The organism is Neorhizobium sp. SHOUNA12A, from assembly GCF_023006505.1.
GTDB lineage: Bacteria > Pseudomonadota > Alphaproteobacteria > Rhizobiales > Rhizobiaceae > Neorhizobium.
On record NZ_JALBGV010000010.1, the window covers coordinates 102,807 to 125,511 of the forward strand.

Here is a 22,705-nt window from a genome sequence, read left to right on the forward strand (position 1 = left end):
TGAAACCCCGGCCTTTGGCCTTGGGGCGGTATTTTGCGGGCGTTTAGATGGCGTCCACGCCCGTTTCACCGGTGCGGATGCGAATGACTTCCTCGATGTTGGAGACGAATATCTTGCCGTCTCCAATCCGTCCAGTCTGTGCAGCGTTGCGGATCGCCTCGATGACCGCATCCGCATTCTCGTCCGCCAGGACGACCTCGACCTTCACCTTGGGCAGAAAGTCGACGACGTATTCAGCGCCGCGATAGAGCTCCGTATGGCCCTTCTGGCGGCCAAAGCCCTTGGCTTCGGTCACTGTGATCCCCTGCAAGCCGACTTCCTGAAGGGCTTCCTTCACTTCGTCGAGCTTGAAAGGCTTGATGATCGCTTCGATCTTTTTCATGAGAAACTATATCTCCGCTTCTCTCTTGAAGCAGGCCGTTACCCGCTCGCCCATGCCAATGCAGTTATCGTGCCAAACTCACATGGCACTTTCAAAAAAACAATGCGGTTTTGCACCGATTCCCCATAAAACAGCAGGTTCAGTGGCAAAATTGCTTCCGTTTTTCTCGAAATTTGTGCGTTGCGACACAAGAATCGGAGTTTTTTGAAGTTTTCTCGGAACTTAAGTGATGTCGAATATAGTCAGGACAAAATCACTTATTTAGGCAATTGCATAATTCTTGTGCCGTTCTGGCTAGAGAAGAGGCGCTTGTTTTCTGATCATCTTTCCGTTCAATAGCACTATGGATGCTTCTCTTGTTTCACTGCTGCTGACGCCCGACGAGATGGCGGCGGCGGATGCCGCCTCTGCCCGATCCGGCATTCCGTCCTTTGACCTGATGGACAGGGCAGGCCGTGCGATTGCTGCCGCCGCGCTTCGGCATTTTCCGGGCGCCTTGCGTTTTGTCGCATTCTGCGGTCCCGGAAACAATGGGGGGGACGGATATGTCGCGGCCCGCGCGCTTGCCGAAGCCGGCGCCACCGTTGACGTCCATCATCTCGGCGATCCCAGAACACTGAAGGGCGATGCAAGGCAGGCGCGCGACCTCTGCGGCCGGCCGTCGAAACCGCTCGAAGTCTATCAGCCGCGGACCGGTGACGTGGTGGTCGACGCGCTGTTCGGTGCCGGCCTGACGCGCGAAGTGCCGGACATTGTCGCGGAGGTGATCCGCAAGGTCGGCGAGGCGGGGATATCGGTTCTTGCGGTGGACCTGCCGTCCGGTCTCTGCGGGAGGCGGGGCGTGCCGCTCTGCGCCGCCTTTCAGGCCGCCCATACGGTCACTTTCATGGCCCGCAAGCCGGGCCACCTGCTGCTGCCGGGCAGGTCTCTCTGCGGTGACGTCGAGGTTTTCGATATCGGCATTCCAGCCCGCATCATTCGCGAGGTTGCCGGCAGGACGAAAGAGAATTGCCCTGAATTGTGGCGCGGTCTCCTGATCGAGCCGGGAAGTGAGACCCATAAATACCGACGGGGACATCTGGCCGTGTTTTCCGGCGAAGCCGGCAAAACCGGGGCCGCCCGCCTTTCGGCAACCGCGGGCCTGAGGGCCGGGGCAGGGCTGGTGACGGTCGGTTCGCCGAAGGACGCCATGCCGGTCAACGCGGCCTCGCTGACCGCGATCATGCTGCACCGGGTGGACACGCTCAAAGACCTGGAAAACTGGCTTCGCACGGCAAAACTTGCCGCTTTCGTGCTCGGACCGGGTTTCGGCATCGGCAAGAAGGCGAGGCAATTTGCACTGGCGTTGAAGGACCGCCCTCTGGTGCTCGACGCCGACGGCATTACCTCCTTCAAGGAAAAGCCCTCGGATTTGTTCGATGCCTTTGCCGGCGGAGAGCCCCATCTGGTGCTGACGCCGCACGAGGGCGAGTTCGCCCGGCTTTTCCCCGACATCGCCGCGGATGACAACCTGAGCAAGGTGGAAAAGGCGGTGGCGGCTTCCGCCCGCGCTCACGCTGCCATTGTCTACAAGGGTGCCGACACGGTGATCGCCAGCCCCGACGGACGCGCCTATATCAATACCAACGGGCCGCCGTGGCTCGCGACGGCCGGTTCCGGCGACGTTCTGGCCGGCATGATCGGCGCATTGCTCGCCCAAGGCATGCCCGCCTTCGAGGCAGCCGCGGCAGGCGTCTATCTACATGGCGAAGCCGGCAAGCGGGCGGGCAGGGGCATGACGGCCGAAGATCTCGCCGTCCATGCCGGCATCTTTCTGGATCCCTAGCCTCGGCTTTCCAGAAGTTCGCGCATCGCCATCGCGCCATAGGGCGCGTTCACCTTGCCCTCATGAATGAAGAAGGCGAAAACGTCGCGCGGCTCCTTCTTCGGCTTATGTTTGTTATCGACCAGCGGCAGGTCGTCCGGCACGCCGCCCTCGGCCCAGGTTTCCAGCCTTTTCGCCCAGGCCTTCATGTCATCTTCGGCGTAGCAGGTCTTGATGTCGTCCGAGCCTTTTTGCAGGCGCGTGTAGACGAAATCCGCCGTGACATCCGCGATCATCGGATAGTCGAAATGGTCGGCACAGACCGGCGCGATATTATATTTCGCCAGCAGCGCGATAAATTCCGGGACCTTGAATGTGTCGTTGCGGACCTCGACCACATGGGTCAGCTTCAGCCCGTCCAGCTTATTCGGCAGCAATTTCAGGAAGGCTTCGAAATCGTCCGCCTCGAACTTCTTGGTCGGCGCGAACTGCCAGAGCAGCGGCCCGAGATGATCGCCGAGCTCGGTCAGACCCTGGGTCAGGAATTTTTCGATCGACTCCCCCGCCTCGGCCAAAACCTTGCGGTTGGTAGTGAAGCGGCTGGCCTTCAGCGAAAAGATGAAACCGTCTGGAACCTCGGATGCCCATTTGGCAAAGGTCTCGGGCTTCTGCGATCCGTAATAGGTGCCGTTGACCTCGATCACCTTTAGCTTGCTCGCGGCATATTCGAGCTGTTTCTTCTTGGCCAGTTTTTCAGGATAGAACGTGCCTTCCCAAGGCTCGAAGGTCCAGCCGCCGATGCCCGTGCGAATAGTGCCGGCTTTGGTCATCAATTCCCTCCCACATGCAGAGATTCACTCCGCCGCTTCCACCTTCTTGACCGGCCGACGCTCAAGCAGTTCCTTCAGGAATTGGCCGGTATAGGACCGCTTTTCCTTGACGATCTGCTCGGGCGTGCCGGCCGCGATCACTTCGCCGCCGCCTGTGCCGCCTTCAGGGCCGATATCGATGATCCAGTCGGCCGTCTTGATGACCTCGAGATTATGCTCGATAACCACCACGGAATTGCCCTGGTTCACCAGTTCCTGCAGCATTTCCAGCAGTTTGGCGACGTCATGGAAATGCAGCCCGGTCGTCGGCTCGTCGAGGATATAAAGCGTGCGCCCCGTTGAACGTTTCGACAATTCCTTGGCTAGCTTGACGCGCTGCGCCTCGCCACCCGAAAGCGTATTGGCCTGCTGGCCGACCTTGATATAGCCGAGCCCGACCTCGAAAAGCGACTGCAGCTTGTCGCGCACCGCCGGTACCGCCGAGAAGAACTCGACGCCTTCCTCGACCGTCATGTCGAGCACGTCGGCGATCGATTTGCCCTTGAAGGTGACGTCGAGCGTTTCGCGATTGTAGCGCTTGCCGTGGCAGACGTCGCAGGTGACGTAGACGTCCGGCAGGAAGTGCATCTCGATCTTGATGACGCCGTCGCCCTGGCAGGCCTCGCAGCGGCCGCCCTTGACGTTGAACGAGAAACGGCCCGGCTGGTAGCCGCGGGCTTTTGCCTCCGGAAGACCGGCAAACCAGTCACGGATCGGCGTAAACGCGCCGGTATAGGTGGCCGGGTTGGACCGCGGCGTGCGGCCGATCGGCGATTGATCGATATCGATCACCTTGTCGATATGCTCGAAGCCGTCGATCCTGTCGTGTTCGGCCGGAATCTCGCGCGCACCCATGACGCGGCGTGCGGCGGATTTATAAAGCGTCTCGATCAGGAAGGTCGATTTGCCGCCGCCTGACACGCCTGTGACGGCGGTAAAGACGCCGAGCGGAATGGCAGCCGTGACATTCTTGAGGTTATTGCCACGGGCGCCAAAAACCTTGATTTCCTTGCCCTTCTTCGGCTTGCGGCGCTCGGCCGGTACCGGCACGCCGAGCTCGCCCGACAGATATTTGCCGGTCAGCGATTTCGGATTGGCCATCACTTCGTTGGGCGTGCCTTCCGCCACCACCTGTCCGCCGTGGATGCCGGCTGCCGGGCCGATATCGACCACGTAGTCGGCACTCATGATCGCGTCTTCGTCATGCTCGACGACAATCACCGTATTGCCGATGTCGCGCAGGTGTTTCAGCGTGTCGAGCAGGCGGGCATTGTCGCGCTGGTGCAGGCCGATTGACGGCTCGTCGAGAACGTAGAGCACGCCGGTCAGGCCGGAGCCGATCTGCGAGGCAAGCCGGATGCGCTGGCTTTCGCCGCCGGACAATGTGCCGGAATTGCGCGACAGGCTGAGATAGTCGAGGCCGACATCGTTCAAGAACCGCAGGCGTTCGCGGATCTCTTTCAGAATGCGGACCGCGATCTCGTTCTGCTTGGCGTTCAGCCGCTCCGGCAGCACCTCGAACCAGTCGCGCGCGATCCGGATCGACATCTCGGTGACCTGGCCGATATGCAGCTTGTTGATCTTGACCGCCAGCGCTTCGGGCTTGAGGCGATAGCCGTTGCAGGCCGGGCAGGGGGCCGCCGACATGTATCGTTCGATCTCTTCGCGTGCCCAGGCGGAATCTGTTTCCTTCCAGCGGCGTTCGAGGTTCGGCACGATGCCTTCGAAATTCTTGACCGTCTTGTAGGAGCGGGCGCCATCGGCATAGTGGAATTCGATCTTTTCCTCGGTGCCCTCGAGGATGGCTTTCTGCGCCTCCGCCGAAAGCTCGTTCCAGCGGCTGGAGAGCTTGAAATCGAAAACCTTGCCAAGCGCTTCCAGCGTCTGGTTGTAATAGGGCGAGGTGGATTTCGCCCATGGCGCAATCGCGCCGTCGCGCAACGTCCGGGCAGGCTCCGGCACGATCAGCGCCTCGTCCACCTTCTGCTGCGATCCGAGACCGTCGCAGGTGGGGCAGGCGCCAAATGGATTGTTGAACGAAAACAGCCGTGGCTCGATTTCCGAAATGGTGAATCCGGAGACCGGGCAGGCGAATTTTTCCGAAAAAAGCACCCGTTCGTGCGTTTCGTTGAGGGACTTGTTCGCGGATCCGCCGGCCGAAGTCTCTCCCGGCGGCAGCGGCTTGTCGGCGAATTCGGCGACCGCCAGCCCATCGGCCAGTTTCAGCGAGGTTTCGAGACTGTCGGCCAGGCGCGCGGCAATATCGGAACGGACCACGAGCCGGTCCACGACGATATCGATATCGTGCTTGTATTTCTTGTCGAGCGCCGGAACGTCGGCGATCTCGTAGAACTGGCCGTCGACCTTGACGCGCTGAAACCCCTTTTTCATCAGGTCGGCGAGTTCCTTCTTATACTCGCCCTTCCGTCCACGGATCATCGGCGCCAGAATATAAAGACGCGTGCCTTCCTCGAAGGCCAGGATGCGGTCGACCATCTGGCTGACTGTCTGGCTTTCGATCGGCAAGCCGGTCGCCGGCGAATAGGGCACCCCGACGCGCGCAAAAAGCAGGCGCATATAATCGTAGATCTCGGTGACGGTGCCGACCGTCGAGCGCGGGTTGCGCGAGGTCGTCTTCTGTTCGATCGAGATCGCCGGCGAAAGCCCGTCGATCTGGTCGACATCCGGCTTCTGCATCATTTCCAGGAACTGGCGTGCATAGGCCGAAAGGCTTTCGACATAACGCCGCTGGCCTTCCGCATAGATCGTGTCGAAGGCGAGCGACGACTTGCCCGAACCCGACAGGCCGGTCATGACGATCAGCGAGTTGCGCGGCAGATCGAGATCGATGCCCTTCAAATTGTGCTCGCGCGCACCACGTATAGAAATGCTCTTCAGTTCGCTCATCTTCATGCTCTCGGGAGGATTGAAGGTCCTTATGTAGTGATAGATCCGTGGCTGTCGAGACGAAACTGCTGCGATGCGGCACCGTTCCCGAGTCGGTTGACAGCACTATAGGAATAAATTAGAACAAATAAAGAACAAATTTGCCTGTGGATTAAAGGTCGCAAAAACCCCAATGGCTGAGCCCGATGGGCTAAAGTGCCGCGATTGATTTTTGGTGCCGCCGGCCGGGCGGCAGATGAGGTGACGAATATGGCTGGTAGTGTGAACAAGGTAATCCTGGTGGGGAATGTGGGGGCTGATCCTGAAATCCGCCGGACGCAGGACGGCCGGCCGATCGCCAACCTTCGCATCGCCACGTCCGAAACCTGGCGTGATCGCAACAATGGCGAACGCCGCGAGAAGACCGAATGGCACACGGTCGTCGTCTTCAACGAGGGCCTCTGCAAGGTCGTCGAACAATATGTGAAAAAGGGCGCCAAGCTTTATATCGAAGGCGCGCTGCAGACCCGCAAGTGGCAGGACCAGACAGGCAACGACCGCTATTCGACGGAAATCGTGCTCCAGGGCTTCAACTCGACGCTGACTATGCTGGACGGTCGCGGCGAGGGCGGCGGCGACCGTGGTGGTGCTGGCGGCAATCGTGTCGGCAATGACTTCGGCGGCAACGATTTTGGCGGCGGTGACGACTACGAGCGCCGGCCCGCTGCGGGCGGTGCGAGCCGGGGAGGTCAGTCCTCCGGCGGTCAGCCGGCAGGCGGCAATTTCTCCCGTGATCTCGACGACGACATCCCGTTTTGATCTGTCGGTTACCATCGATCTTTGAAATGGCAGCTGCCTGAATTGCTGTTCAGGCGGCCGCCTTGTCGGCGAGCATCGCGACCAGGACGTCTGATTGCGATAGAATGCCCACCAGTTTGTTGTTCTCCCGGGTGACCGGCAGGTAGTGCAGCCCCTCTTCGGCAAAGATGACGATCGCATCTGCGATCGGCGTGGTCGGGCCAACCGTCCTGACCGGCGCTGTCATGATGTCCTTGACCGTGTCGTTCGGTGCGCTGGCGCCCGACAGGACGAGGCGCATACGCTGGGCAAAGCCGATTTTCGGCCGACCTCTCGTCCAGTTCGCCTTGTCGAGAAAATCTGTCTGGGTGACGATCCCCACCACTTCCGCCCTGTCGTTGGTAACCGGCAGGGCCTTGAAATGGTGGGCGCGCATCAGGTCGTGCGCCTCCTTCAGGGTATTGTCGGGTGCGACCGCCACCACGTCGCGCGACATGATGCTGGCGCAATCGAGGTGGCCGGCGCGCCGGCGATAGGAGCGCAATTCCGTCCGGCGCAGGATCGTTTCGAGGTCGTCGCGATCGATATCCAGGAACTCGTCGTATTCTTTCAGGACATCGTCGAGGTCGGCGGAGGTAAAGCCGATGCGCTGGATCGAGGCGGGATCTCTCGTGCCGTGATCGGCCGCCGCCGGCTTGGCCGCGTGCGGGTAACGACGTCCTGTCAGATTGTTGAAGGCCAGCGCGATCAGCAGCAGGACGAGCGAATTGCCGGCGACCGGCCAGATCACGAAACCGTATCCGAGTTCATGGATCGTCGGTCCGCCGAGCACTGCGGTCAGCGCGATCGCGCCGCTCGGGGGATGCAGGCAGCGAAGCGTCATCATCGCCGCGATGGCAACGGCGATCGCCACCGCCGAGGCCAGGAACGGATTGGTTATCAAAAGAGCGGCGGTCACGCCGACCAGGGCGGCGACGATATTGCCGCCAATGATCGACCAGGGCTGTGCAAGCGGGCTGGAAGGCACTGCAAACAGCAGCACGGCCGAAGCCCCCATAGGGGCGACCAGTGCCGGAAGCGTTGCATCTGCCTTCAAAGCCAGGCTTCCCAGCAGTCCGGTCACCAGAATGCCGGCGAGCGCGCCAAGCGCTGCACGCAATCTTTCCTTGGGGCTGACGGGGGTGGCTTCCGGCAGGAGCCGGCGCAACATGCGGCGCATCATGGAGACCTTCGAGTGAGGTGGGGTTGAATCGCGTTTTAGCAGAAAATTCCGCTCTGTCGCCCGGGTCTTACCGAAGGGTGCGTCCTACCCGAAGAGTGCGGGCCTAAAGATTGAAGGCCGAGCGTACTCCGTCGACGACGAACTGGACGGAGAGCGCCGCAAGGATCACGCCGAGCAGACGGGTGAGGATTGCCCGTCCGGTGACCCCGAGAAAACGGTCGAGCCGTTCGGCGACCAATAGCGTTGCGTAGACGAGCAGCATGATCAGCGCGATGACGCCGATAAGAAGCGCCCGGTCGAGAATGCCGGGCAGGGTGCCGGAAAGCAGGACTGTGGCTGAGATCGCGCCCGGACCGGCAATCAGCGGCAACGCCAGCGGAAACACCGCGATATTGTGGATATGGTCGATGGTGATTGCGGCCTGGGACGTCTTTTCCTTCCGCTCCTGGCGTTTCTCGAACACCATTTCGAAGGAGATCCAGAAGAGCAGCAGGCCGCCGGCAATGCGGAAGGCGCCGATCGATATGCCGAGCAGCCCGAGCACGCTCGAACCGAACAGCGCAAAGACGGCGAGGATGCCGAAGGCGATCAGCGATCCTCGGAAGGCGACCTGGCGCCGCTGAAGGGCAGTCATGCCGACGGTCAGGCCCAGAAAGACCGGCGCCAGCCCGGGCGGGTCGAGTGTCACGAGCATCGTGGTCAGGGCATTGACCAGCATATCGGGGGTCGCCATATCCTCTCCCTGTCAGGCTGCAATCCTTGCAGTCGCATGCGAAGATTGTTAGGACAGGCCGGCAGCGAAAGAAAGCCCACCCCGTCAGCGTCGCGGCATGTTTCGACCTTGTTCAAAAGCCGTGTTAAAGCCGCAAAAGCTGTTCAAAACCATTGTGGAAATTGGCGCTCGGAACCGCTTTCCGCTATAAAAAAGAAACTGATTCCGAACAGAGATCGTGATCCGATTTGACTGAGCAAAGCACACCCGGCGGCGGAAAGCTGCCTCCAGGCATCGAACCCATTTCCATCATGGAAGAGATGCAGCGGTCGTACCTCGATTACGCCATGAGCGTCATCGTCAGCCGCGCCCTTCCTGACGTCCGCGACGGATTGAAGCCGGTCCACCGGCGCATCCTCTACGGCATGTCGGAACTCGGCATCGACTGGAACAAGAAATACGTCAAATGCGCCCGTGTGACCGGGGACGTGATGGGTAAATTCCATCCCCACGGCAACTCGGCGATCTATGACGCGCTGGCGCGCATGGCGCAGGACTGGTCGCTCCGCCTGCCGCTGATCGATGGTCAGGGCAATTTCGGTTCGATCGACGGCGACCCGCCGGCGGCCGAACGTTACACCGAATGCCGCCTCGAGAAGGCGGCCCATGCGCTGCTCGACGATCTCGACAAGGAAACCGTCGATTTCCGCGACAACTACGACGGCACGCTCTCCGAGCCCGTCGTGGTGCCGGCGAAATTCCCGAACCTTTTGGTCAACGGCGCAGGCGGCATCGCCGTCGGCATGGCGACCAACATCCCGCCGCACAATCTGGTGGAAGTGATCAACGGCTGCATCGCCCTGATCGATAACCCGGCGATCGAGCTGCCGGAAATGATGGAGATCATTCCCGGTCCGGACTTTCCGACAGGTGCCCTGATCCTCGGGCGCGCCGGTATCCGTTCCGCCTACGAGACCGGCCGCGGCTCGGTCATCATGCGTGGCGTCGCGGCAATCGAGCCGATGCGCGGCGATCGCGAGCAGATCATCATCACCGAAGTTCCCTTCCAGGTGAACAAGGCGACCATGGTCGAGAAGATCGGCGAATTGGTGCGCGAAAAGCGTATCGAGGGCATTTCCGACCTGCGCGACGAATCCGACCGCCAGGGTTACCGGGTTGTCGTCGAGCTGAAGCGCGATGCTAATGCGGACGTGATCCTCAACCAGCTCTATCGCTACACGCCGCTGCAGACCTCCTTCGGCTGCAACATGGTGGCACTGAACGGCGGCAAGCCGGAACAGCTCGCGCTGCTGGACATGCTGCGCGCTTTCGTCTCCTTCCGCGAGGAAGTGGTGAGCCGGCGCACGAAATACCTGCTGCGCAAGGCTCGCGAACGCGCCCACGTCTTGGTGGGCCTTGCGATCGCAGTCGCCAATATCGACGAGATCATCCTCCTGATCCGCCGCGCTCCCGATCCGCAGACGGCGCGCGAGCAGTTGATGACCCGTCGTTGGCCGGCTCAGGACGTCGATGCGCTGATCCGCCTCATCGACGATCCGCGCCACAAGATCAATGAGGACGGCACCTACAATCTGTCCGAGGAACAGGCCCGCGCCATCCTCGAGCTCCGTCTCGCCCGCCTGACGGCGCTCGGCCGCGATGAAATCGGTGACGAACTCAACAAGATCGGCGCCGAGATCAGCGACTATCTCGACATCCTGTCGTCGCGCCTGCGCATCCAGACGATCGTCAAGGACGAACTCGCCGCCGTGCGTGACGAATTCGGCACCCCGCGCCGTACGCAGATCCTCGATGCCGGCCTCGAAATGGACGACGAGGATCTGATTGCCCGCGAGGACATGGTCGTCACCGTTTCGCATCTCGGTTATATCAAGCGCGTCACGCTCGGCACCTATCGCGCCCAGCGTCGCGGCGGCAAGGGCCGTTCCGGCATGGCGACGCGCGACGAGGATTTCGTCACGCGCCTGTTCGTGGCCAATACCCACACGCCGGTACTGTTCTTCTCCTCGCGCGGCATCGTCTACAAGGAAAAGGTCTGGCGCCTGCCGATCGGCACGCCGCAGTCCCGCGGCAAGGCATTGATCAACATGCTGCCGCTGGAACCCGGCGAACGCATCACCACGATCATGCCGCTGCCCGAGGACGAGGCAACCTGGGATAACCTCGACGTCATGTTCTCGACCACTCGCGGCACCGTTCGCCGCAACAAGCTGTCGGACTTCGTGCAGGTCAACCGCAACGGCAAGATTGCCATGAAGCTCGAGGAGGAGGGCGACGAAATCCTCTCCGTCGAGACCTGCACCGATCAGGACGACGTGCTGCTGACCACCGCGCTCGGCCAGTGCATTCGCTTCCCCGTCGGTGACGTGCGCGTCTTTGCCGGCCGCAATTCGATCGGCGTGCGCGGCATCACGCTTGGCGACAGCGACCGCATCATCTCCATGACCATTGTCGGCCATGTGGATGCGGAGCCCTGGGAGCGCGCGGCCTATCTCAAGCGTTCGGCGACCGAACGCCGCGCCGCAGGCGTGGACGAGGAGGATATCGCACTTGTGGGTGAGGAAGTCACCGAGGAGGGACAGCTCTCCGATGAGCGTTACGAGGAATTGAAGGCACGGGAACAGTTCGTGCTGACGGTTTCGGAAAAGGGTTTTGGCAAGCGGTCGTCCTCTTACGACTTCCGCACCTCGGGCCGCGGCGGCAAGGGCATCCGCGCGACCGATACGTCCAAGACCGCGGAGATCGGCGAACTGGTCGCCGCCTTCCCGATTGAGGACAACGACCAGATCATGCTCGTGTCCGATGGCGGCGTGCTGATCCGCGTTCCGGTCAACGGCATCCGCATCGCCAGCCGCGCCACGAAGGGCGTCACGATCTTCTCGACGGCGAAAGACGAGAAGGTTGTTTCGGTCGAGCGTATCAGCGAGCCGGAAGGCGACGAGGAGAACGGCAATGGCCTGCCGGAGGAAATCGTCAGCGAAACCGGTGATCTCGGCGCCGCCGCCCCGGAAGCCGGCCCGACGGATGAGGGTGCGGCCGAATAGGCCGCATTCCCCCTAAAAACCGGGCACACTAAAAAGCCGGAGGATGAAAATCCTCCGGCTTTTGTTTGAACCGCTTGCGACGGGAAAGTCTGTGAAGGCGGTTCGCTACAGTGAAATCGTCAGAATGCGCTGTGACGGCGCGCGAAATCCCTGAAATCCTTCATGTCGGCACGTTCGCGCTGGAGCTCGGAAATCGTTGAGGCCACGGAAGCCACGAACATGATGCTGATCAAACCTGCAAGTACTGTCAACGTCACGAACATGGGGATCCTTTCTGGTCCGTGTATCCGCCTCAGTAGTACGAGAGATCGCTATAACGACCCGTTACCTGCGGATAATTCAGATCTGCCAATTGGGATTTATCTTGATAAAGGGTTACTGTTGCCGTCAGCATCACCGCAATCATGGCCGTCCAAACCAGGTTGATCATGGTGATCTTGTCCAGCATGATCGTTTTCCTTCTCGCGATCATCGCCATCTGTCCTTCTTGTTAGCCTGAACGCGCACCGCGCAAACAGGTTCCACCGCATTTTGAGAGATACTTAACCTTGCCGCTCTGAAGCCTCCTTGAATGCTCTGTTCATCTGGCGTTCAGAATTCAAAGTCTTTCAGGCTTCTTCCGATCCGAAGGCGACAACGAAAGCCTCCAGTGCAAAAGCGAGAACCACCGCTCCCATCACCATCAAAGCCAGCATTTGTCGTCGTTTCTCCCGAGATACGGACGGGTCATTCACCCGCCACGATCGTCATAAGACCACAGGGCCGCTGAAACGCCCTTGAACGGGCCATTCATCTTTCGTTCAGAATTGCGAGATGCTTGCGGTAGAGCGGCTTCCGTGACAAAAGGCGTCAAAATTTCGCTGAAACAGGCCCGGACCTCGGCATGACAACTGCTTTTTATCCCGGTTCTTTCGATCCGATGACACACGGCCATCTGGACGTGCTTGTCCAGGCGCTGAATGTCGCGGACACGGTGATCGTCGCGATCGGCATTCATCCGGGCAAGGTGCCGATGTTCACCTTCGAGGAGCGGGCCGAACTCATCAGGGCGTCGCTTGCAGAGGCGCTGCCGGACAGGGCGGGCCATGTTTCGGTCGTTTCATTCGACAAGCTGGTGGTTGACGCCGCCCGCGCCAACGGCGCTGGGCTTCTGATCCGAGGCCTGCGCGATGGCACCGATCTCGATTATGAAATGCAGATGGCTGGCATGAACCGGCAGATGGCGCCGGATATCCAGACTGTTTTCCTACCGGCCGGCACCGCCTCGCGGCCCATTACGGCCACATTGGTCCGGCAGATCGCGGCCATGGGCGGCGACGTCAGCGCCTTCGTGCCTGCCGCGGTCCTCAAGGCCCTGAACAACAAGCTGAAACGCTGATCGTTTCCGAACCCCGGAGTTCTTCCCATGAGACTGCTTCGTCTTGCCGTTGCCGGCGCTTTTGCACTCGCTTCGATGGTCCTGCCGGCTCTTGCCGCGCCGGATGACTTCCTGACCATCCAGCTGAAGGATGGCCCGGTGGTGATCCAGTTGATGCCGGAAGTCGCGCCGAAACATGTGGCGCAGATCAAGGCGCTCGCCGCCAAGGGCGAATACGACAACGTCGTCTTCCACCGCGTCATCAACGGCTTCATGGCCCAGACGGGCGACGTGCAGTTCGGCAAGCAGGGCGGCAAAAGCTTCAACCCGGCCCGCGCCGGCATGGGCGGTTCTGAAATGCCCAACATTCCGGCCGAATTCTCGAAGGTACCGTTCGAGCGCGGCATCGTCGGCATGGCGCGCTCGCAGGATCCGAATTCCGCGAACTCGCAATTCTTCATCATGTTCACCAAATATCCGAGCCTGGACGGCCAGTACACGGCGGTCGGCAAGGTCGTGTCGGGCATGGAATTCGTCGACAAGATCAAGCGCGGCCAGGGCGGCAACGGCGAAGTCACCGATCCCGACAAGATGATCAAGGTCACTGTCGGCAAGAAGTAAGCGCCCAAAAGGCGAAGAACTAAACGAAGGGCGCCCCGTCGCGGACGACAATCGGGCGCCGAATTAAGGAGAAAGCACATGGCCGAGATCAAGGATCCGGAAAACACCCTCATTGTGGAAACCACCAAGGGCAAGGTTGTCATTTCGTTGCTTCCGGATCTGGCGCCGGGCCACGTTGCCCGCATCAAGGAACTCGCCCGCGAAAATGCCTATGACGGCGTCGTTTTCCACCGCGTCATTCCCGATTTCATGGCCCAGACGGGTGACGTGAAGTTCGGCAAGCAGGGCTCCGAGAGCTTCAACCCGGCTCGTGCCGGCATGGGCGGCTCGGAAAAGCCGGACCTGAAGGCTGAATTCTCCGCCGTTCCGCATGTACGCGGCACGTGCTCCATGGCCCGTTCGCAGAGCCCGAACTCGGCCAATTCGCAGTTCTTCATCTGCTTCACCGATGCACCGTGGCTGAACAAGCAGTACACCGTGTGGGGCCAGGTCATCGAAGGCATGGACTTCATCGACCAGATCAAGAAGGGCGAGCCGGTCAAGGATCCGGACTCGATCGTTTCGGTCCGCGTCGCCGCCGACGTCTGATCTCGACGGAATGAATAGCCCGCTCCGTCTGTCGGCGGGGCGGGTTTCGCTTTTGGAAAATCCATGCGCGTCGATCTCTTCGACTTCGATCTCCCGGAAGAAAATATCGCACTCAGGCCCGCCAGCCCGCGCGACAGCGCCCGGCTGCTTGTCGTCCGGCCGGAGAGTGAACCGGTGCTTGCCGATCACCGCGTGTCCGATCTGCCGGCTTTCCTGAAACCGGGCGACGCGCTGGTCTTCAACGACACCAAGGTTATACCGGCGCAGCTGGAAGGCATCCGCCATCGCGAAGGAGCGGGCGGCCAGCAGGTTTCCGCGACGCTGCACATGCGCGTCGCCCCCGATCGCTGGAAGGCCTTCGCCAAGCCTGGAAAACGCATCAAGACCGGCGACCGGATCGAATTCGGTGATAGTGGCAATGCCTGCCTGATCGGTTCGCTTGCCGCAACCGTGGAAGACAAGGGCGAGGGCGGTGAAGTCACCCTGCGCTTCGATCTTTCCGGCCCGGCACTCGACGAAGCGATCATGGCGGTCGGGCACATTCCGCTGCCACCCTATATTGCCGCCAAGCGCCCGGAAGATGCACAGGACCAAAAGGACTACCAGACCATCTATGCCCGCGAGGAGGGCGCCGTCGCGGCACCGACTGCGGGCCTGCACTTTACGCCGGAGCTTTTCGCGGCACTCGACGCCGCAGGCATCGAGCGGCATTTCGTGACGCTGCATGTCGGGGCAGGGACCTTCCTGCCGGTCAAGGCCGACGACACGACTGAGCACAAGATGCATCAGGAGATCGGCCACGTCAGCGCCGAGACAGCGGCGCGGCTGAATGCGGTGAAACGCGCTGGCGGGCGCATCGTCTGCGTCGGCACCACCTCGCTGCGGCTGATCGAAAGCGCCGCTGCCGATGACGGCACGATAAAACCCTGGAGCGGCGCGACCGGCATATTCATCACGCCGGGCTACCGCTTCAAGGCGGTCGATATGCTGATGACCAATTTCCACCTGCCGCGATCGACGCTGTTCATGCTCGTTTCGGCCTTCTGCGGTCTGGAGACGATGCGGGCGGCCTATTCCCACGCGATCGAAACCGGTTACCGCTTTTACTCCTATGGCGATTCCAGCCTTCTTTTCCGGGACAACCGATGACCGAGACTTTCCAGTTCAATCTCAAGGCCACCGATGGCGGCGCGCGGCTCGGTGAGATTACCATGCCGCGGGGCACGATCCGCACCCCGGCCTTCATGCCGGTCGGCACGGTCGGCACCGTCAAGGCCATGTATCTCGACCAGGTGCGCGATACCGGCGCCGATATCATTCTCGGCAATACCTACCACCTGATGCTGCGCCCGGGTGCGGAGCGCGTCGCGCGGCTGGGCGGTCTGCATGAACTGATCCGCTGGAAACATCCGATCCTCACCGATAGCGGTGGTTTCCAGGTCATGTCGCTGTCGGGGCTTCGAAAGCTCGACGAGAAGGGCGTCACCTTCAAGAGCCATGTGGACGGCAGCCTGCATCATATGTCGCCGGAGCGTTCGATCGAGATTCAGGGCCTGCTCGGCTCCGACATCCAGATGCAGCTCGACGAATGCGTGGCGCTGCCTGCCGAGCCCAAGGAGATCGAACGGGCGATGGAACTGTCGCTGCGCTGGGCCGAGCGCTGCCGCGCCGCTTTCGGCGATCAGCCGGGTAAGGCGATGTTCGGCATCGTCCAGGGCGGCGACCAGCCTGAGCTTCGCATTCGCTCTGCCGAAGGGCTGAAACAGCTCGACCTGAAGGGCTATGCGGTCGGCGGCCTTGCCGTCGGCGAGCCGCAGGACGTCATGCTGAAGATGCTCGAAACCACGCTTCCCATTCTGCCGTTCGAAAAGCCGCGTTACCTGATGGGCGTCGGCACGCCGGACGACATGCTGAAATCGGTGGCGCGCGGCATCGACATGTTCGATTGCGTGATGCCGACCCGTTCGGGCCGCCACGGGCTTGCCTTCACCCGGCGCGGCAAGGTCAATATCCGCAATGCCCGCCATGCGGAGGACATGCGGCCGCTGGACGAGGAATCGAACTGCCCGGCGGCGCGCGATTATTCCCGCGCCTATCTGCACCACCTGGTGCGAGCCGACGAAGCGCTCGGCGGCATGCTGCTCTCCTGGAACAACCTGAACTATTATCAGGACCTGATGAAGGGCATCCGTCAGGCGATCGCCGAGGGCCGGTTCGCCGATTTTTATGCCGAAACCCAGGAAATGTGGGCGAAGGGCGATATCGATCCCGTCTGATCAAACGGGCGTCAGATACCCTGGCTGGCGGTGTTGCGGATCATCCGCACGCCGTTGACCTTGTAGGACCCATCGTCCATCAGCCGCATCTCGTAGATGGCCGTCCAGTCCTTGCCTTCCCTGGCGCTGATCATCACTTCCTGCAGCACCACTTCACCGCCGCCGATCATCTTCGAGCGGCCGAAGGCATAGTTGCCGGCGTGATAGACCGGCTCGTAGGTTTTCCGCACCATATCCAGGAACCGATCCTTGTTGGGATAGAGACTGCGGATCCCGGGCGAGGCGAAGAAATAGGCCTTTTCCGCGTCGTCATGCATCAGCGCAGCGATCTGGCTGGAAATCACCGCCTGCGCATTGGCGACGGGGTCCTCGGCTTTGACGGCGGTAAAGGAACAGAGAGCGAAACACAGAACGACAGCAACAAATCGAACCAGCATCGGGCTTTCTCCAAGGGCGAGCACCAGAAGGCTAGCGCCTTTAGGCGCAAGGAGAAGATGGCGCCTGCAAAATTTTCGCGCAACGCCTTTCTGGAATGCAAACGAATCCGAATGATTACAGAATGATGACGCGTCGAAGCAGCCCCTGCCGTTATCCGCACGTTTTCGTGATATTCCGCCTGTGGGTGGCGCAAGGCAGCGTCCCGTTATCGCGGCTTGTCGGTATCCACCGACGCTGTCAGGAATGCAGCGGGAAGTTTGATTCGCCCGGACATGCATTTCGATGAAAAATCTTTTACCGCCAGCGCTGCTTTATTTCAGCAATGCCATCCTCTTCATTTCGCTGTTCACGCGGTTGCCGGCTATCCAGGCGTCGCTGGGAATCGACAAGGCCGGCCTCGGTCTGGCCCTGCTGAGCGCGCCTGTCGGTACCTTTCTCGCTCTGCCACTGGCCGGCCGCATCAACGACCGTCTGACACCGCGGCTGACGGCACTCGTCACCTTGCCGATCTGCGCCCTGCTGACGCCGGCGCTGACAATCCTTCCGGTCGCCGGGTTTGTGATCTGTTTCTTTCTGTTCGGTTTTTTCCGCACCATTTTCGACGTGGCTGCCAACATGATTTCCGCCGGCATAGAGCAGCGGACGGGCCGGAAGGTACTATCCCGCAGCCATGGTTTCTGGTCGGTCGGCCTGCTGGCCGGCTCTCTTTGTTCGGGCTTCCTGGCCGAAAAGGCGGTGACGCCCTTTGTGCAGCAGACGCTCGCCACCGGTTTCGTCATCGCTGCCTGTTTGTTCGTCTTCCGGGTTACGCCCAAAGACCCGGCGCCGGAGACGCCGCCCGATCGCAAGGGGCCTGCCTACGTGCTTCCCGACAGGATGATCGTGCTGATCTGCGTCATGGTTTTCGGCCTCTGCATCGTCGAGGGCGCGGTTTATGACTGGGGCATCTTTTTTCTGCGTGAACAGCTGAAGGCCGATCCGGCGATTGCCGGCGTGCTTTATGCTGCCTTTACCGTCGGCATGGGGTTGACGCGGCTTTCCGGCGACATGCTGCGGGATAGTTTCGGCTCCATAATCCTGGTGCGTGCCTCGGCCGTTTCCGTCGCTCTTGGGATTGTACTCCTCGTGGCGATGCCGAGCTTGACACTTGCAGGCGCCGCACTTTTTCTGATCGGTTGCGGCGTGGCGCTTGCTTTTCCGCTGGCAGTCTCGACGACGATCGCGCTCGGCAAGGGCAGGCCGTCGGAAAACCTTGCGGCGCTGTCGCTGACGCTGATGCTGTCGACGATCGGAGTGCCGCCATTGCTCGGCTTCATCGCCGAGCATGTCAGCCTTGTCGCGACCTTCCTGGTATTGCTGCCCTGCGTGCTGGCCAGCTTCCTGATGGCGCCCGTCGCCGAAGGCCGCCGCCCGTCCTGGCCGCGCCGGCGGAGATAGCCCCATCGGACCCGCCTGAGGGCCCGATCGGACTAGCCTGTGGGAAAGGCGGGCAGGGGCATGACCCTGCCCATAATTGGCCATAACAGTGGGCGAGGGGTTGAGACCACTGGCCTTAGCCGTTAGACAATGAAATCGGATTTGCCGAAAACAGGTGACACTGTGATCGACCCTTATGAGATGCTTGGTGTTTCGCGGGAGGCGGATGGCGTTGCCATCAAGTCGGCCTATCGCAAACGCGCAAAAACGGTTCATCCGGACGCTGGCGGCGACGTCGATGCGTTCGGAAAACTGACGGCATCCTATGAACTTCTTTCCGATCCCGTTCGTCGCAAGGTCTACGACGACACCGGTTACGACCCGGAACTCGCCGATACCAAGGATCTGCAGGGGCTGATGATTCTCGAAACGCTGGTCAACGAGATCATCCTCGACGAGCGCGAGCCAGGCAGTTTCGATCCGGTCGCTGCCATGCGCCGCAAGCTGACCGACAAGATCGTCAACGCCCGCTTCCATATTCTGGAGATGGAGCGCCATCGCGCCCGCATCCGCAATCATATCGATCGCATCGGCCGCAAGCCTAACGCGGACGTCCTAGGGCGCATGCTGAAATCCCGCTGCGTGGCGATCGATGACGCGATCGGCAAGGCCGAGACCGAGATTGGCAACATCGAGCAGGCCTATGGCATGCTGGATGGCTATTCCTACGAGGTCGAGGTGATCGAGATCAAGACCGCGGCGGAGTAGGCCGTACAGCCGGTCTTGACACCCAATATAGCTTCAAGACATAGCTTCAGCCCGTTCAATCCAAAGGGTTTTCGATGGCGTTGACCATACGTGAGGCCGTCCGCGAGGATGCGGCGACATTACTCGGTTTCATCCGCGAGTTGGCGATCTACGAAAAAGCCGAGCACGAGGTCGCGGCGACCGCCGAGACGATTGGGAACTCCATCTTCGGCACCGGATCGGTGACCCATGCGCTGGTCTGCGAACAGGACGGCGTTCCCATCGGCATGGCCATCTGGTTCTTCAGCTATTCGACCTGGCAGGCGAAGAACGGGCTTTATCTCGAAGACCTGTATGTGACGCCGAAGGCGCGCGGGCTCGGCGCCGGCAAGGCGCTGCTGAAACGGCTGGCGCAGATCGCCATCGACAACAATTGCGGCCGTTTCGAATGGAGCGTACTCGACTGGAACGAACCGGCGATCCGCGTCTACGAGGCGATCGGCGCTGAGCCGATGAACGAGTGGATCCGTTACAGGCTTTCCGGCGAGACGCTGAAAAGCTTTGCCGAGGGCTGATAGAGCAGGTGAGGTTGACGCTGGACCCGCGACCGTTATAAAGCCAGCGCACGGGGAAGAGTGTCCGAGTGGTTTAAGGAACCGGTCTTGAAAACCGGCGTGCGGGAAACCGTACCGTGGGTTCGAATCCCACCTCTTCCGCCACAAGCCTATGAAAAGCTTTGGCAATATTTGTTGACAAGAAGTGCCCCAACTTGGGGCAAGCTGCAACATTGTCAACAATTATCTGCAACAATGCTGCAACTGCATTCCTGTTGCAGAGGAGCCTGATTCTTGTTGCAGGCCGCAATATCCCGAAAACCTCCCGGCAGAGGTTCCCCTCGCTCTATTCCACGACGAATCTCCACCCCTTCAGATCGAGCCGCTTGTCTCGATCTGATCGCCTTGCGGCGACCGGGCTTCCCGATTAGTCGCGGAACCTTCTCGCTCGGTGACAGCGGGAGGGGCGGCCGTTCTTGACCTTCGGTCACCGCCATGCCCCGTTCGGGCAAGGCGGGCGAAAAGCCTATGCCGCCCCTCCCACCGTCAACCCCTGCCTAGCCGCCGTACCGTTCTGACTCACGGTTAACCTTTCGATCGTCATCCGATCGACTATCCGGAAATGATCTTCGACCATCCTGGGCCCGCCTCCTGAAATCTGCTATAAAAGCCTTGTTTTCAAAGGCTTAGGAGGCTTCCGGATGAAGACGACAACAACCACAATTCGCGGCTTGGCGGTCGATGTCCTTGTCATCGAGACGATGCACCAGACGGCTTCCGGTGAAGTCCTCTGGTACGTCGCTACGATCCTCGTCCAGAACCGCCGGACTGGTGCCCAGCGCCTCCTCCGACGCACCCGCGTCCCCGGCTCCGGGAGGGAACTGGCGAAGGCAGTGCAGCAGCACGGCGTTCGAGCCTTGGAAACGCTCACAGCAGCATGAACGACAACCGAAAGGACACCGACATGACGGACACTATAACGATCGACGAGTGGAGCGGCGACATATCATTCACGACGGAAGCAACGGCGGCGGATGGTCGGTTTCTCAGCCTCTATGCCGCACCCCTTCCAGCCTGCCCATGGGATCGATGGGTCTACACCGTAGACACGAACGTCGAAGCGGGTGACCATGAACTCCGGCCTGTGGCGATGAACATCGCATACGGCAAGGAGGCGGCCTTCGCCGCAGCCGAGGAAGCCGCCCGGCAGTGGCTCCGGCCCACGCCCCGGCTGGAAGCAGTTTCGTAACGAAAGGATGACCATGACTGACATCACGCAGATACCGACACAAGAGTTCCCATTGAACTATGAGCGCTACAACCGCCTGATGGACGAACTACGCGATGCCGCACGAGGCTTCGAACGGCTGGGCGTGCTGGGATGGCCGGGCGGGAAGGAACTCGACAAACGGTTGATGGCGATCCGGTCCGATCTGCTGGGCGTATGGGAAACCATTCAGGAAACCGAACGCCGGATGCGCTCAGGCAACATCTCGAAATCGGATGGGTAAAGACACCACCCGAGGGGCCAGAAGCGCTGTATGCCCCCTTTAAACGCATTAGAAAGTGGACACGGGGCCGGATCGGTCCCGTTTTCGCGTTTTAGCCACCGACGACGATCGTCACGGCGGCAGCCGTCACCGCCCCGCTTTCATCGCCAACCGAGATCCAGACCGGATAGCTCCCGGCAAACAGCCCCCGGCCGCCGATACGTCCGGTTTCGGCGCTAAACTCGGCGCCGATCGGCAAGCGGCCGAACAGCAGATAGCTGACAATCCGGCCGGACGCACCGACGACGACCGGACGGAGATCGAGGACACCGCCGACCGGGATCGAGGCGGGACCGGCCATCGTCGCCACGAAGCTGGAAGGCGTTTCCGGATCAGGTGGCAGCACGAGCGCCGGAGGCGACGGCAGCACGCCCGACCCAGCCGACCGCCAGACAACATTCGCGGCGTGACCAGGCACGGCAAGCGACAGCCCGAGAAGCAGCGCGGCGAACCTCATGGCTTCACCTCCCTGTCGTCGTCGTCGTCGTCAGGACCATCATCCCCGCCGCCCGGCTTCGCCCCGGCTCCGGCCTTGCCTCCGGTCGCGTCCTTCTTCGCCTTTCTGGCCTTCTCATCCTGATCGGCCTTCCATGCCCGGAACGCGGCGAACACGCCCGCTCCAACCTCTTCGTCAGTAGCTCCGGAGTGGGCATAGGGCCGGATCGCGGACCAGTCGGCATCACGAAACACGGCGTCGAGCCATGGACGGCATTCAACGGGCAGGCGCGCATAGACCTCCGCCCGCGCCATATCATGCGCCACTGGCCGCGCCAGGTCCCGCATGAGCAGCGGCCATGATGGCGCGCGCTTGTACGTTCGAGGCTCAGGCTCCGGCAAGGAAACCGGGACCTGCACAGGCCGAGGAGGCTCCGGCAGGGGCTCCGCAGCAACCTGACCGAAGGCAGGAAAGAGGTTGATCATGAAGGAGGTGAGGCCGAGGAGCTTGATGAAAACCGACATGGCCGGGTCGAACTTCTTCCGGCGATGAATCTTCCGCGTCATGACCTCCGCCCGCGCCCGATCGGCACAATTGCGGCGCTTCTCAGGCTTCTGGTTCATCACTGCCCCAGTCCATGCCGTCGAAGTCGAAGGGTTCGAACCCGCCTCGTGCATATGCCGCATCGAGACGTGCACAGCAGTCCCGATAGTATGTCAACGCCGCAAAAACCGCCGTATATCCATGACGACGGCGGTCTTCATCTTTCAAACCAGCAACAGCCAGCAGGATTTGCCCCGCCCGGCTTCGAGCGGCCTTCTCCGCACTCACGACCTCAGACCACACATCACTGTGGGTAGCCAATCTCGTTTGCATTCTCATGTCACGCCCTCCCATGTTGCCGACCAACCTCAAGGTTGCGGCCGAGCGGGGACCGGCGCAACGGCGGGGGCGGGCTCATACCGCGCCAGGCGCGCCCGCAGC

At 61.1% G+C, this 22,705-nt stretch carries 25 protein-coding genes and 1 tRNA gene; 15 read left to right on the plus strand and 11 right to left on the minus strand.

All coding sequences use genetic code 11. From position 1 onward, the window contains the following. Positions 1–43: 43 nt before the first annotated feature. Positions 44–382: a P-II family nitrogen regulator gene (locus MOV63_RS07465; protein WP_038542987.1), complete on the minus strand. Its 339-nt coding sequence runs from the start codon at positions 380–382 to the stop codon at positions 44–46. A 343-nt stretch (positions 383–725) separates the two neighbouring features. Here MOV63_RS07465 and MOV63_RS07470 point away from each other — a divergent pair, with 343 nt between their 5' ends. Next, on the plus strand, positions 726–2,207 hold the full coding sequence (locus MOV63_RS07470; protein ID WP_247033026.1) for an NAD(P)H-hydrate dehydratase: 1,482 nt from the start codon (positions 726–728) through the stop codon (positions 2,205–2,207). Here the strand turns inward: MOV63_RS07470 and MOV63_RS07475 are convergent. Then, positions 2,204–3,016, minus strand: a complete 813-nt coding sequence (locus MOV63_RS07475) for a DUF72 domain-containing protein (RefSeq protein WP_247033027.1) — start codon at positions 3,014–3,016, stop codon at positions 2,204–2,206. The genes MOV63_RS07470 and MOV63_RS07475 overlap by 4 nt on opposite strands. Before the next feature lie 24 nt (positions 3,017–3,040). Further along, positions 3,041–5,962, minus strand: a complete 2,922-nt coding sequence (gene uvrA / locus MOV63_RS07480) for an excinuclease ABC subunit UvrA (RefSeq protein ID WP_247033029.1) — start codon at positions 5,960–5,962, stop codon at positions 3,041–3,043. A gap of 249 nt (positions 5,963–6,211) precedes the next feature. Between uvrA and MOV63_RS07485 the strand changes: the two genes are divergently transcribed. Then, a complete protein-coding gene (locus MOV63_RS07485) occupies positions 6,212–6,760 on the plus strand; it encodes a single-stranded DNA-binding protein (RefSeq protein ID WP_007763736.1) in 549 nt (182 codons plus the stop codon). Between the two features lie 49 nt (positions 6,761–6,809). Here the strand turns inward: MOV63_RS07485 and MOV63_RS07490 are convergent, their stop codons facing one another. Then, a complete protein-coding gene (locus tag MOV63_RS07490; protein WP_247033074.1) occupies positions 6,810–7,958 on the minus strand; it encodes an HPP family protein in 1,149 nt (382 codons plus the stop codon). 106 nt (positions 7,959–8,064) lie between these two features. Beyond that, positions 8,065–8,694 carry a MarC family protein gene (locus tag MOV63_RS07495; RefSeq protein ID WP_247033031.1) on the minus strand — a complete coding sequence of 210 codons (630 nt, stop codon included), beginning with the start codon at positions 8,692–8,694 and terminating at the stop codon, positions 8,065–8,067. Between the two features lie 227 nt (positions 8,695–8,921). Between MOV63_RS07495 and gyrA the strand changes: the two genes are divergently transcribed. Further along, a complete protein-coding gene (gene gyrA / locus MOV63_RS07500) occupies positions 8,922–11,738 on the plus strand; it encodes a DNA gyrase subunit A (RefSeq protein ID WP_247033034.1) in 2,817 nt (938 codons plus the stop codon). Positions 11,739–11,857: 119 nt separating this feature from the next. Here the strand turns inward: gyrA and MOV63_RS07505 are convergent, their stop codons facing one another. Next, positions 11,858–12,001, minus strand: coding sequence for a hypothetical protein (locus MOV63_RS07505; protein ID WP_247033037.1), 144 nt, complete (start codon positions 11,999–12,001; stop codon positions 11,858–11,860). A 29-nt stretch (positions 12,002–12,030) separates the two neighbouring features. Then, positions 12,031–12,186 carry a hypothetical protein gene (locus MOV63_RS07510; protein ID WP_155414821.1) on the minus strand — a complete coding sequence of 52 codons (156 nt, stop codon included), beginning with the start codon at positions 12,184–12,186 and terminating at the stop codon, positions 12,031–12,033. A gap of 435 nt (positions 12,187–12,621) precedes the next feature. Between MOV63_RS07510 and coaD the strand changes: the two genes are divergently transcribed. The 5 genes from coaD to tgt all read left to right on the plus strand — a co-directional run bounded on the left by coaD (position 12,622) and on the right by tgt (position 16,580). Next, positions 12,622–13,116: a pantetheine-phosphate adenylyltransferase gene (gene coaD / locus MOV63_RS07515; protein ID WP_038542997.1), complete on the plus strand. Its 495-nt coding sequence runs from the start codon at positions 12,622–12,624 to the stop codon at positions 13,114–13,116. A 27-nt stretch (positions 13,117–13,143) separates the two neighbouring features. After that, positions 13,144–13,716 (plus strand): peptidylprolyl isomerase, encoded by a 573-nt coding sequence (locus MOV63_RS07520; RefSeq protein WP_038542999.1) that lies wholly within the window; start codon positions 13,144–13,146, stop codon positions 13,714–13,716. Positions 13,717–13,794: 78 nt separating this feature from the next. Continuing rightward, complete coding sequence (locus MOV63_RS07525) at positions 13,795–14,304, plus strand: peptidylprolyl isomerase (protein ID WP_038543001.1); 510 nt, start codon at positions 13,795–13,797, stop codon at positions 14,302–14,304. 63 nt (positions 14,305–14,367) lie between these two features. After that, positions 14,368–15,453, plus strand: a complete 1,086-nt coding sequence (gene queA / locus MOV63_RS07530; protein ID WP_247033040.1) for a tRNA preQ1(34) S-adenosylmethionine ribosyltransferase-isomerase QueA — start codon at positions 14,368–14,370, stop codon at positions 15,451–15,453. After that, positions 15,450–16,580 (plus strand): tRNA guanosine(34) transglycosylase Tgt, encoded by a 1,131-nt coding sequence (gene tgt / locus MOV63_RS07535; RefSeq protein ID WP_247033046.1) that lies wholly within the window; start codon positions 15,450–15,452, stop codon positions 16,578–16,580. The genes queA and tgt overlap by 4 nt, the downstream gene beginning before the upstream one ends. A gap of 11 nt (positions 16,581–16,591) precedes the next feature. On the opposite strand, the gene MOV63_RS07540 is transcribed toward tgt, so the two are convergent. Then, positions 16,592–17,017 (minus strand): DUF4864 domain-containing protein, encoded by a 426-nt coding sequence (locus MOV63_RS07540; RefSeq protein ID WP_247033048.1) that lies wholly within the window; start codon positions 17,015–17,017, stop codon positions 16,592–16,594. A 283-nt stretch (positions 17,018–17,300) separates the two neighbouring features. On the opposite strand from MOV63_RS07540, the gene MOV63_RS07545 reads away from it, so the two are divergent. The 7 genes from MOV63_RS07545 to MOV63_RS07575 all read left to right on the plus strand — a co-directional run bounded on the left by MOV63_RS07545 (position 17,301) and on the right by MOV63_RS07575 (position 21,246). Further along, positions 17,301–18,455 carry an MFS transporter gene (locus MOV63_RS07545; protein ID WP_247033050.1) on the plus strand — a complete coding sequence of 385 codons (1,155 nt, stop codon included), beginning with the start codon at positions 17,301–17,303 and terminating at the stop codon, positions 18,453–18,455. A gap of 129 nt (positions 18,456–18,584) precedes the next feature. Then, on the plus strand, positions 18,585–19,202 hold the full coding sequence (locus tag MOV63_RS07550) for a J domain-containing protein (protein ID WP_038543011.1): 618 nt from the start codon (positions 18,585–18,587) through the stop codon (positions 19,200–19,202). 74 nt (positions 19,203–19,276) lie between these two features. Further along, positions 19,277–19,756 (plus strand): GNAT family N-acetyltransferase, encoded by a 480-nt coding sequence (locus MOV63_RS07555; protein WP_247033052.1) that lies wholly within the window; start codon positions 19,277–19,279, stop codon positions 19,754–19,756. A 54-nt stretch (positions 19,757–19,810) separates the two neighbouring features. Then, a tRNA-Ser gene (locus MOV63_RS07560) sits at positions 19,811–19,900 on the plus strand. 536 nt (positions 19,901–20,436) lie between these two features. Further along, a complete protein-coding gene (locus MOV63_RS07565) occupies positions 20,437–20,676 on the plus strand; it encodes a hypothetical protein (protein ID WP_247033054.1) in 240 nt (79 codons plus the stop codon). 23 nt (positions 20,677–20,699) lie between these two features. Further along, positions 20,700–20,984, plus strand: coding sequence for a hypothetical protein (locus MOV63_RS07570; RefSeq protein WP_247033055.1), 285 nt, complete (start codon positions 20,700–20,702; stop codon positions 20,982–20,984). A 13-nt stretch (positions 20,985–20,997) separates the two neighbouring features. Beyond that, the gene (locus MOV63_RS07575; RefSeq protein ID WP_247033058.1) at positions 20,998–21,246 is read left to right on the plus strand and encodes a hypothetical protein; all 249 of its coding nucleotides are present in this window, start codon (positions 20,998–21,000) and stop codon (positions 21,244–21,246) included. Positions 21,247–21,337: 91 nt separating this feature from the next. Here the strand turns inward: MOV63_RS07575 and MOV63_RS07580 are convergent, their stop codons facing one another. From MOV63_RS07580 to MOV63_RS07590, 3 genes are read right to left on the minus strand one after another with little or no spacing between them, the layout of a single operon-like run. Continuing rightward, positions 21,338–21,742: a hypothetical protein gene (locus MOV63_RS07580; RefSeq protein ID WP_247033059.1), complete on the minus strand. Its 405-nt coding sequence runs from the start codon at positions 21,740–21,742 to the stop codon at positions 21,338–21,340. Then, positions 21,739–22,344: a hypothetical protein gene (locus tag MOV63_RS07585; protein WP_247033060.1), complete on the minus strand. Its 606-nt coding sequence runs from the start codon at positions 22,342–22,344 to the stop codon at positions 21,739–21,741. Before MOV63_RS07585 ends, MOV63_RS07580 begins: the two co-directional genes overlap by 4 nt. Continuing rightward, a complete protein-coding gene (locus MOV63_RS07590) occupies positions 22,328–22,603 on the minus strand; it encodes a hypothetical protein (protein ID WP_247033061.1) in 276 nt (91 codons plus the stop codon). The genes MOV63_RS07585 and MOV63_RS07590 overlap by 17 nt, the downstream gene beginning before the upstream one ends. Positions 22,604–22,705 lie beyond the last annotated feature (102 nt).

Excerpts from the sequence above, each read along its gene's own strand:
- MOV63_RS07465 (WP_038542987.1), bottom strand. The coding sequence starts at position 382 with ATGAAAAAGATCGAAGCGATCATCAAGCCTTTCAAGCTCGACGAAGTG.
- MOV63_RS07470 (WP_247033026.1), top strand. The coding sequence starts at position 726 with ATGGATGCTTCTCTTGTTTCACTGCTGCTGACGCCCGACGAGATGGCG.
- MOV63_RS07475 (WP_247033027.1), bottom strand. The coding sequence starts at position 3,016 with ATGACCAAAGCCGGCACTATTCGCACGGGCATCGGCGGCTGGACCTTC.
- uvrA (WP_247033029.1), bottom strand. The coding sequence starts at position 5,962 with ATGAGCGAACTGAAGAGCATTTCTATACGTGGTGCGCGCGAGCACAAT.
- MOV63_RS07485 (WP_007763736.1), top strand. The coding sequence starts at position 6,212 with ATGGCTGGTAGTGTGAACAAGGTAATCCTGGTGGGGAATGTGGGGGCT.
- MOV63_RS07490 (WP_247033074.1), bottom strand. The coding sequence starts at position 7,958 with ATGCGCCGCATGTTGCGCCGGCTCCTGCCGGAAGCCACCCCCGTCAGC.
- MOV63_RS07495 (WP_247033031.1), bottom strand. The coding sequence starts at position 8,694 with ATGGCGACCCCCGATATGCTGGTCAATGCCCTGACCACGATGCTCGTG.
- MOV63_RS07505 (WP_247033037.1), bottom strand. The coding sequence starts at position 12,001 with ATGTTCGTGACGTTGACAGTACTTGCAGGTTTGATCAGCATCATGTTC.
- MOV63_RS07510 (WP_155414821.1), bottom strand. The coding sequence starts at position 12,186 with ATGCTGGACAAGATCACCATGATCAACCTGGTTTGGACGGCCATGATT.
- coaD (WP_038542997.1), top strand. The coding sequence starts at position 12,622 with ATGACAACTGCTTTTTATCCCGGTTCTTTCGATCCGATGACACACGGC.
- MOV63_RS07520 (WP_038542999.1), top strand. The coding sequence starts at position 13,144 with ATGAGACTGCTTCGTCTTGCCGTTGCCGGCGCTTTTGCACTCGCTTCG.
- MOV63_RS07525 (WP_038543001.1), top strand. The coding sequence starts at position 13,795 with ATGGCCGAGATCAAGGATCCGGAAAACACCCTCATTGTGGAAACCACC.
- queA (WP_247033040.1), top strand. The coding sequence starts at position 14,368 with ATGCGCGTCGATCTCTTCGACTTCGATCTCCCGGAAGAAAATATCGCA.
- tgt (WP_247033046.1), top strand. The coding sequence starts at position 15,450 with ATGACCGAGACTTTCCAGTTCAATCTCAAGGCCACCGATGGCGGCGCG.
- MOV63_RS07540 (WP_247033048.1), bottom strand. The coding sequence starts at position 17,017 with ATGCTGGTTCGATTTGTTGCTGTCGTTCTGTGTTTCGCTCTCTGTTCC.
- MOV63_RS07545 (WP_247033050.1), top strand. The coding sequence starts at position 17,301 with ATGAAAAATCTTTTACCGCCAGCGCTGCTTTATTTCAGCAATGCCATC.
- MOV63_RS07550 (WP_038543011.1), top strand. The coding sequence starts at position 18,585 with ATGAAATCGGATTTGCCGAAAACAGGTGACACTGTGATCGACCCTTAT.
- MOV63_RS07555 (WP_247033052.1), top strand. The coding sequence starts at position 19,277 with ATGGCGTTGACCATACGTGAGGCCGTCCGCGAGGATGCGGCGACATTA.
- MOV63_RS07565 (WP_247033054.1), top strand. The coding sequence starts at position 20,437 with ATGAAGACGACAACAACCACAATTCGCGGCTTGGCGGTCGATGTCCTT.
- MOV63_RS07570 (WP_247033055.1), top strand. The coding sequence starts at position 20,700 with ATGACGGACACTATAACGATCGACGAGTGGAGCGGCGACATATCATTC.
- MOV63_RS07575 (WP_247033058.1), top strand. The coding sequence starts at position 20,998 with ATGACTGACATCACGCAGATACCGACACAAGAGTTCCCATTGAACTAT.
- MOV63_RS07580 (WP_247033059.1), bottom strand. The coding sequence starts at position 21,742 with ATGAGGTTCGCCGCGCTGCTTCTCGGGCTGTCGCTTGCCGTGCCTGGT.
- MOV63_RS07585 (WP_247033060.1), bottom strand. The coding sequence starts at position 22,344 with ATGAACCAGAAGCCTGAGAAGCGCCGCAATTGTGCCGATCGGGCGCGG.
- MOV63_RS07590 (WP_247033061.1), bottom strand. The coding sequence starts at position 22,603 with ATGAGAATGCAAACGAGATTGGCTACCCACAGTGATGTGTGGTCTGAG.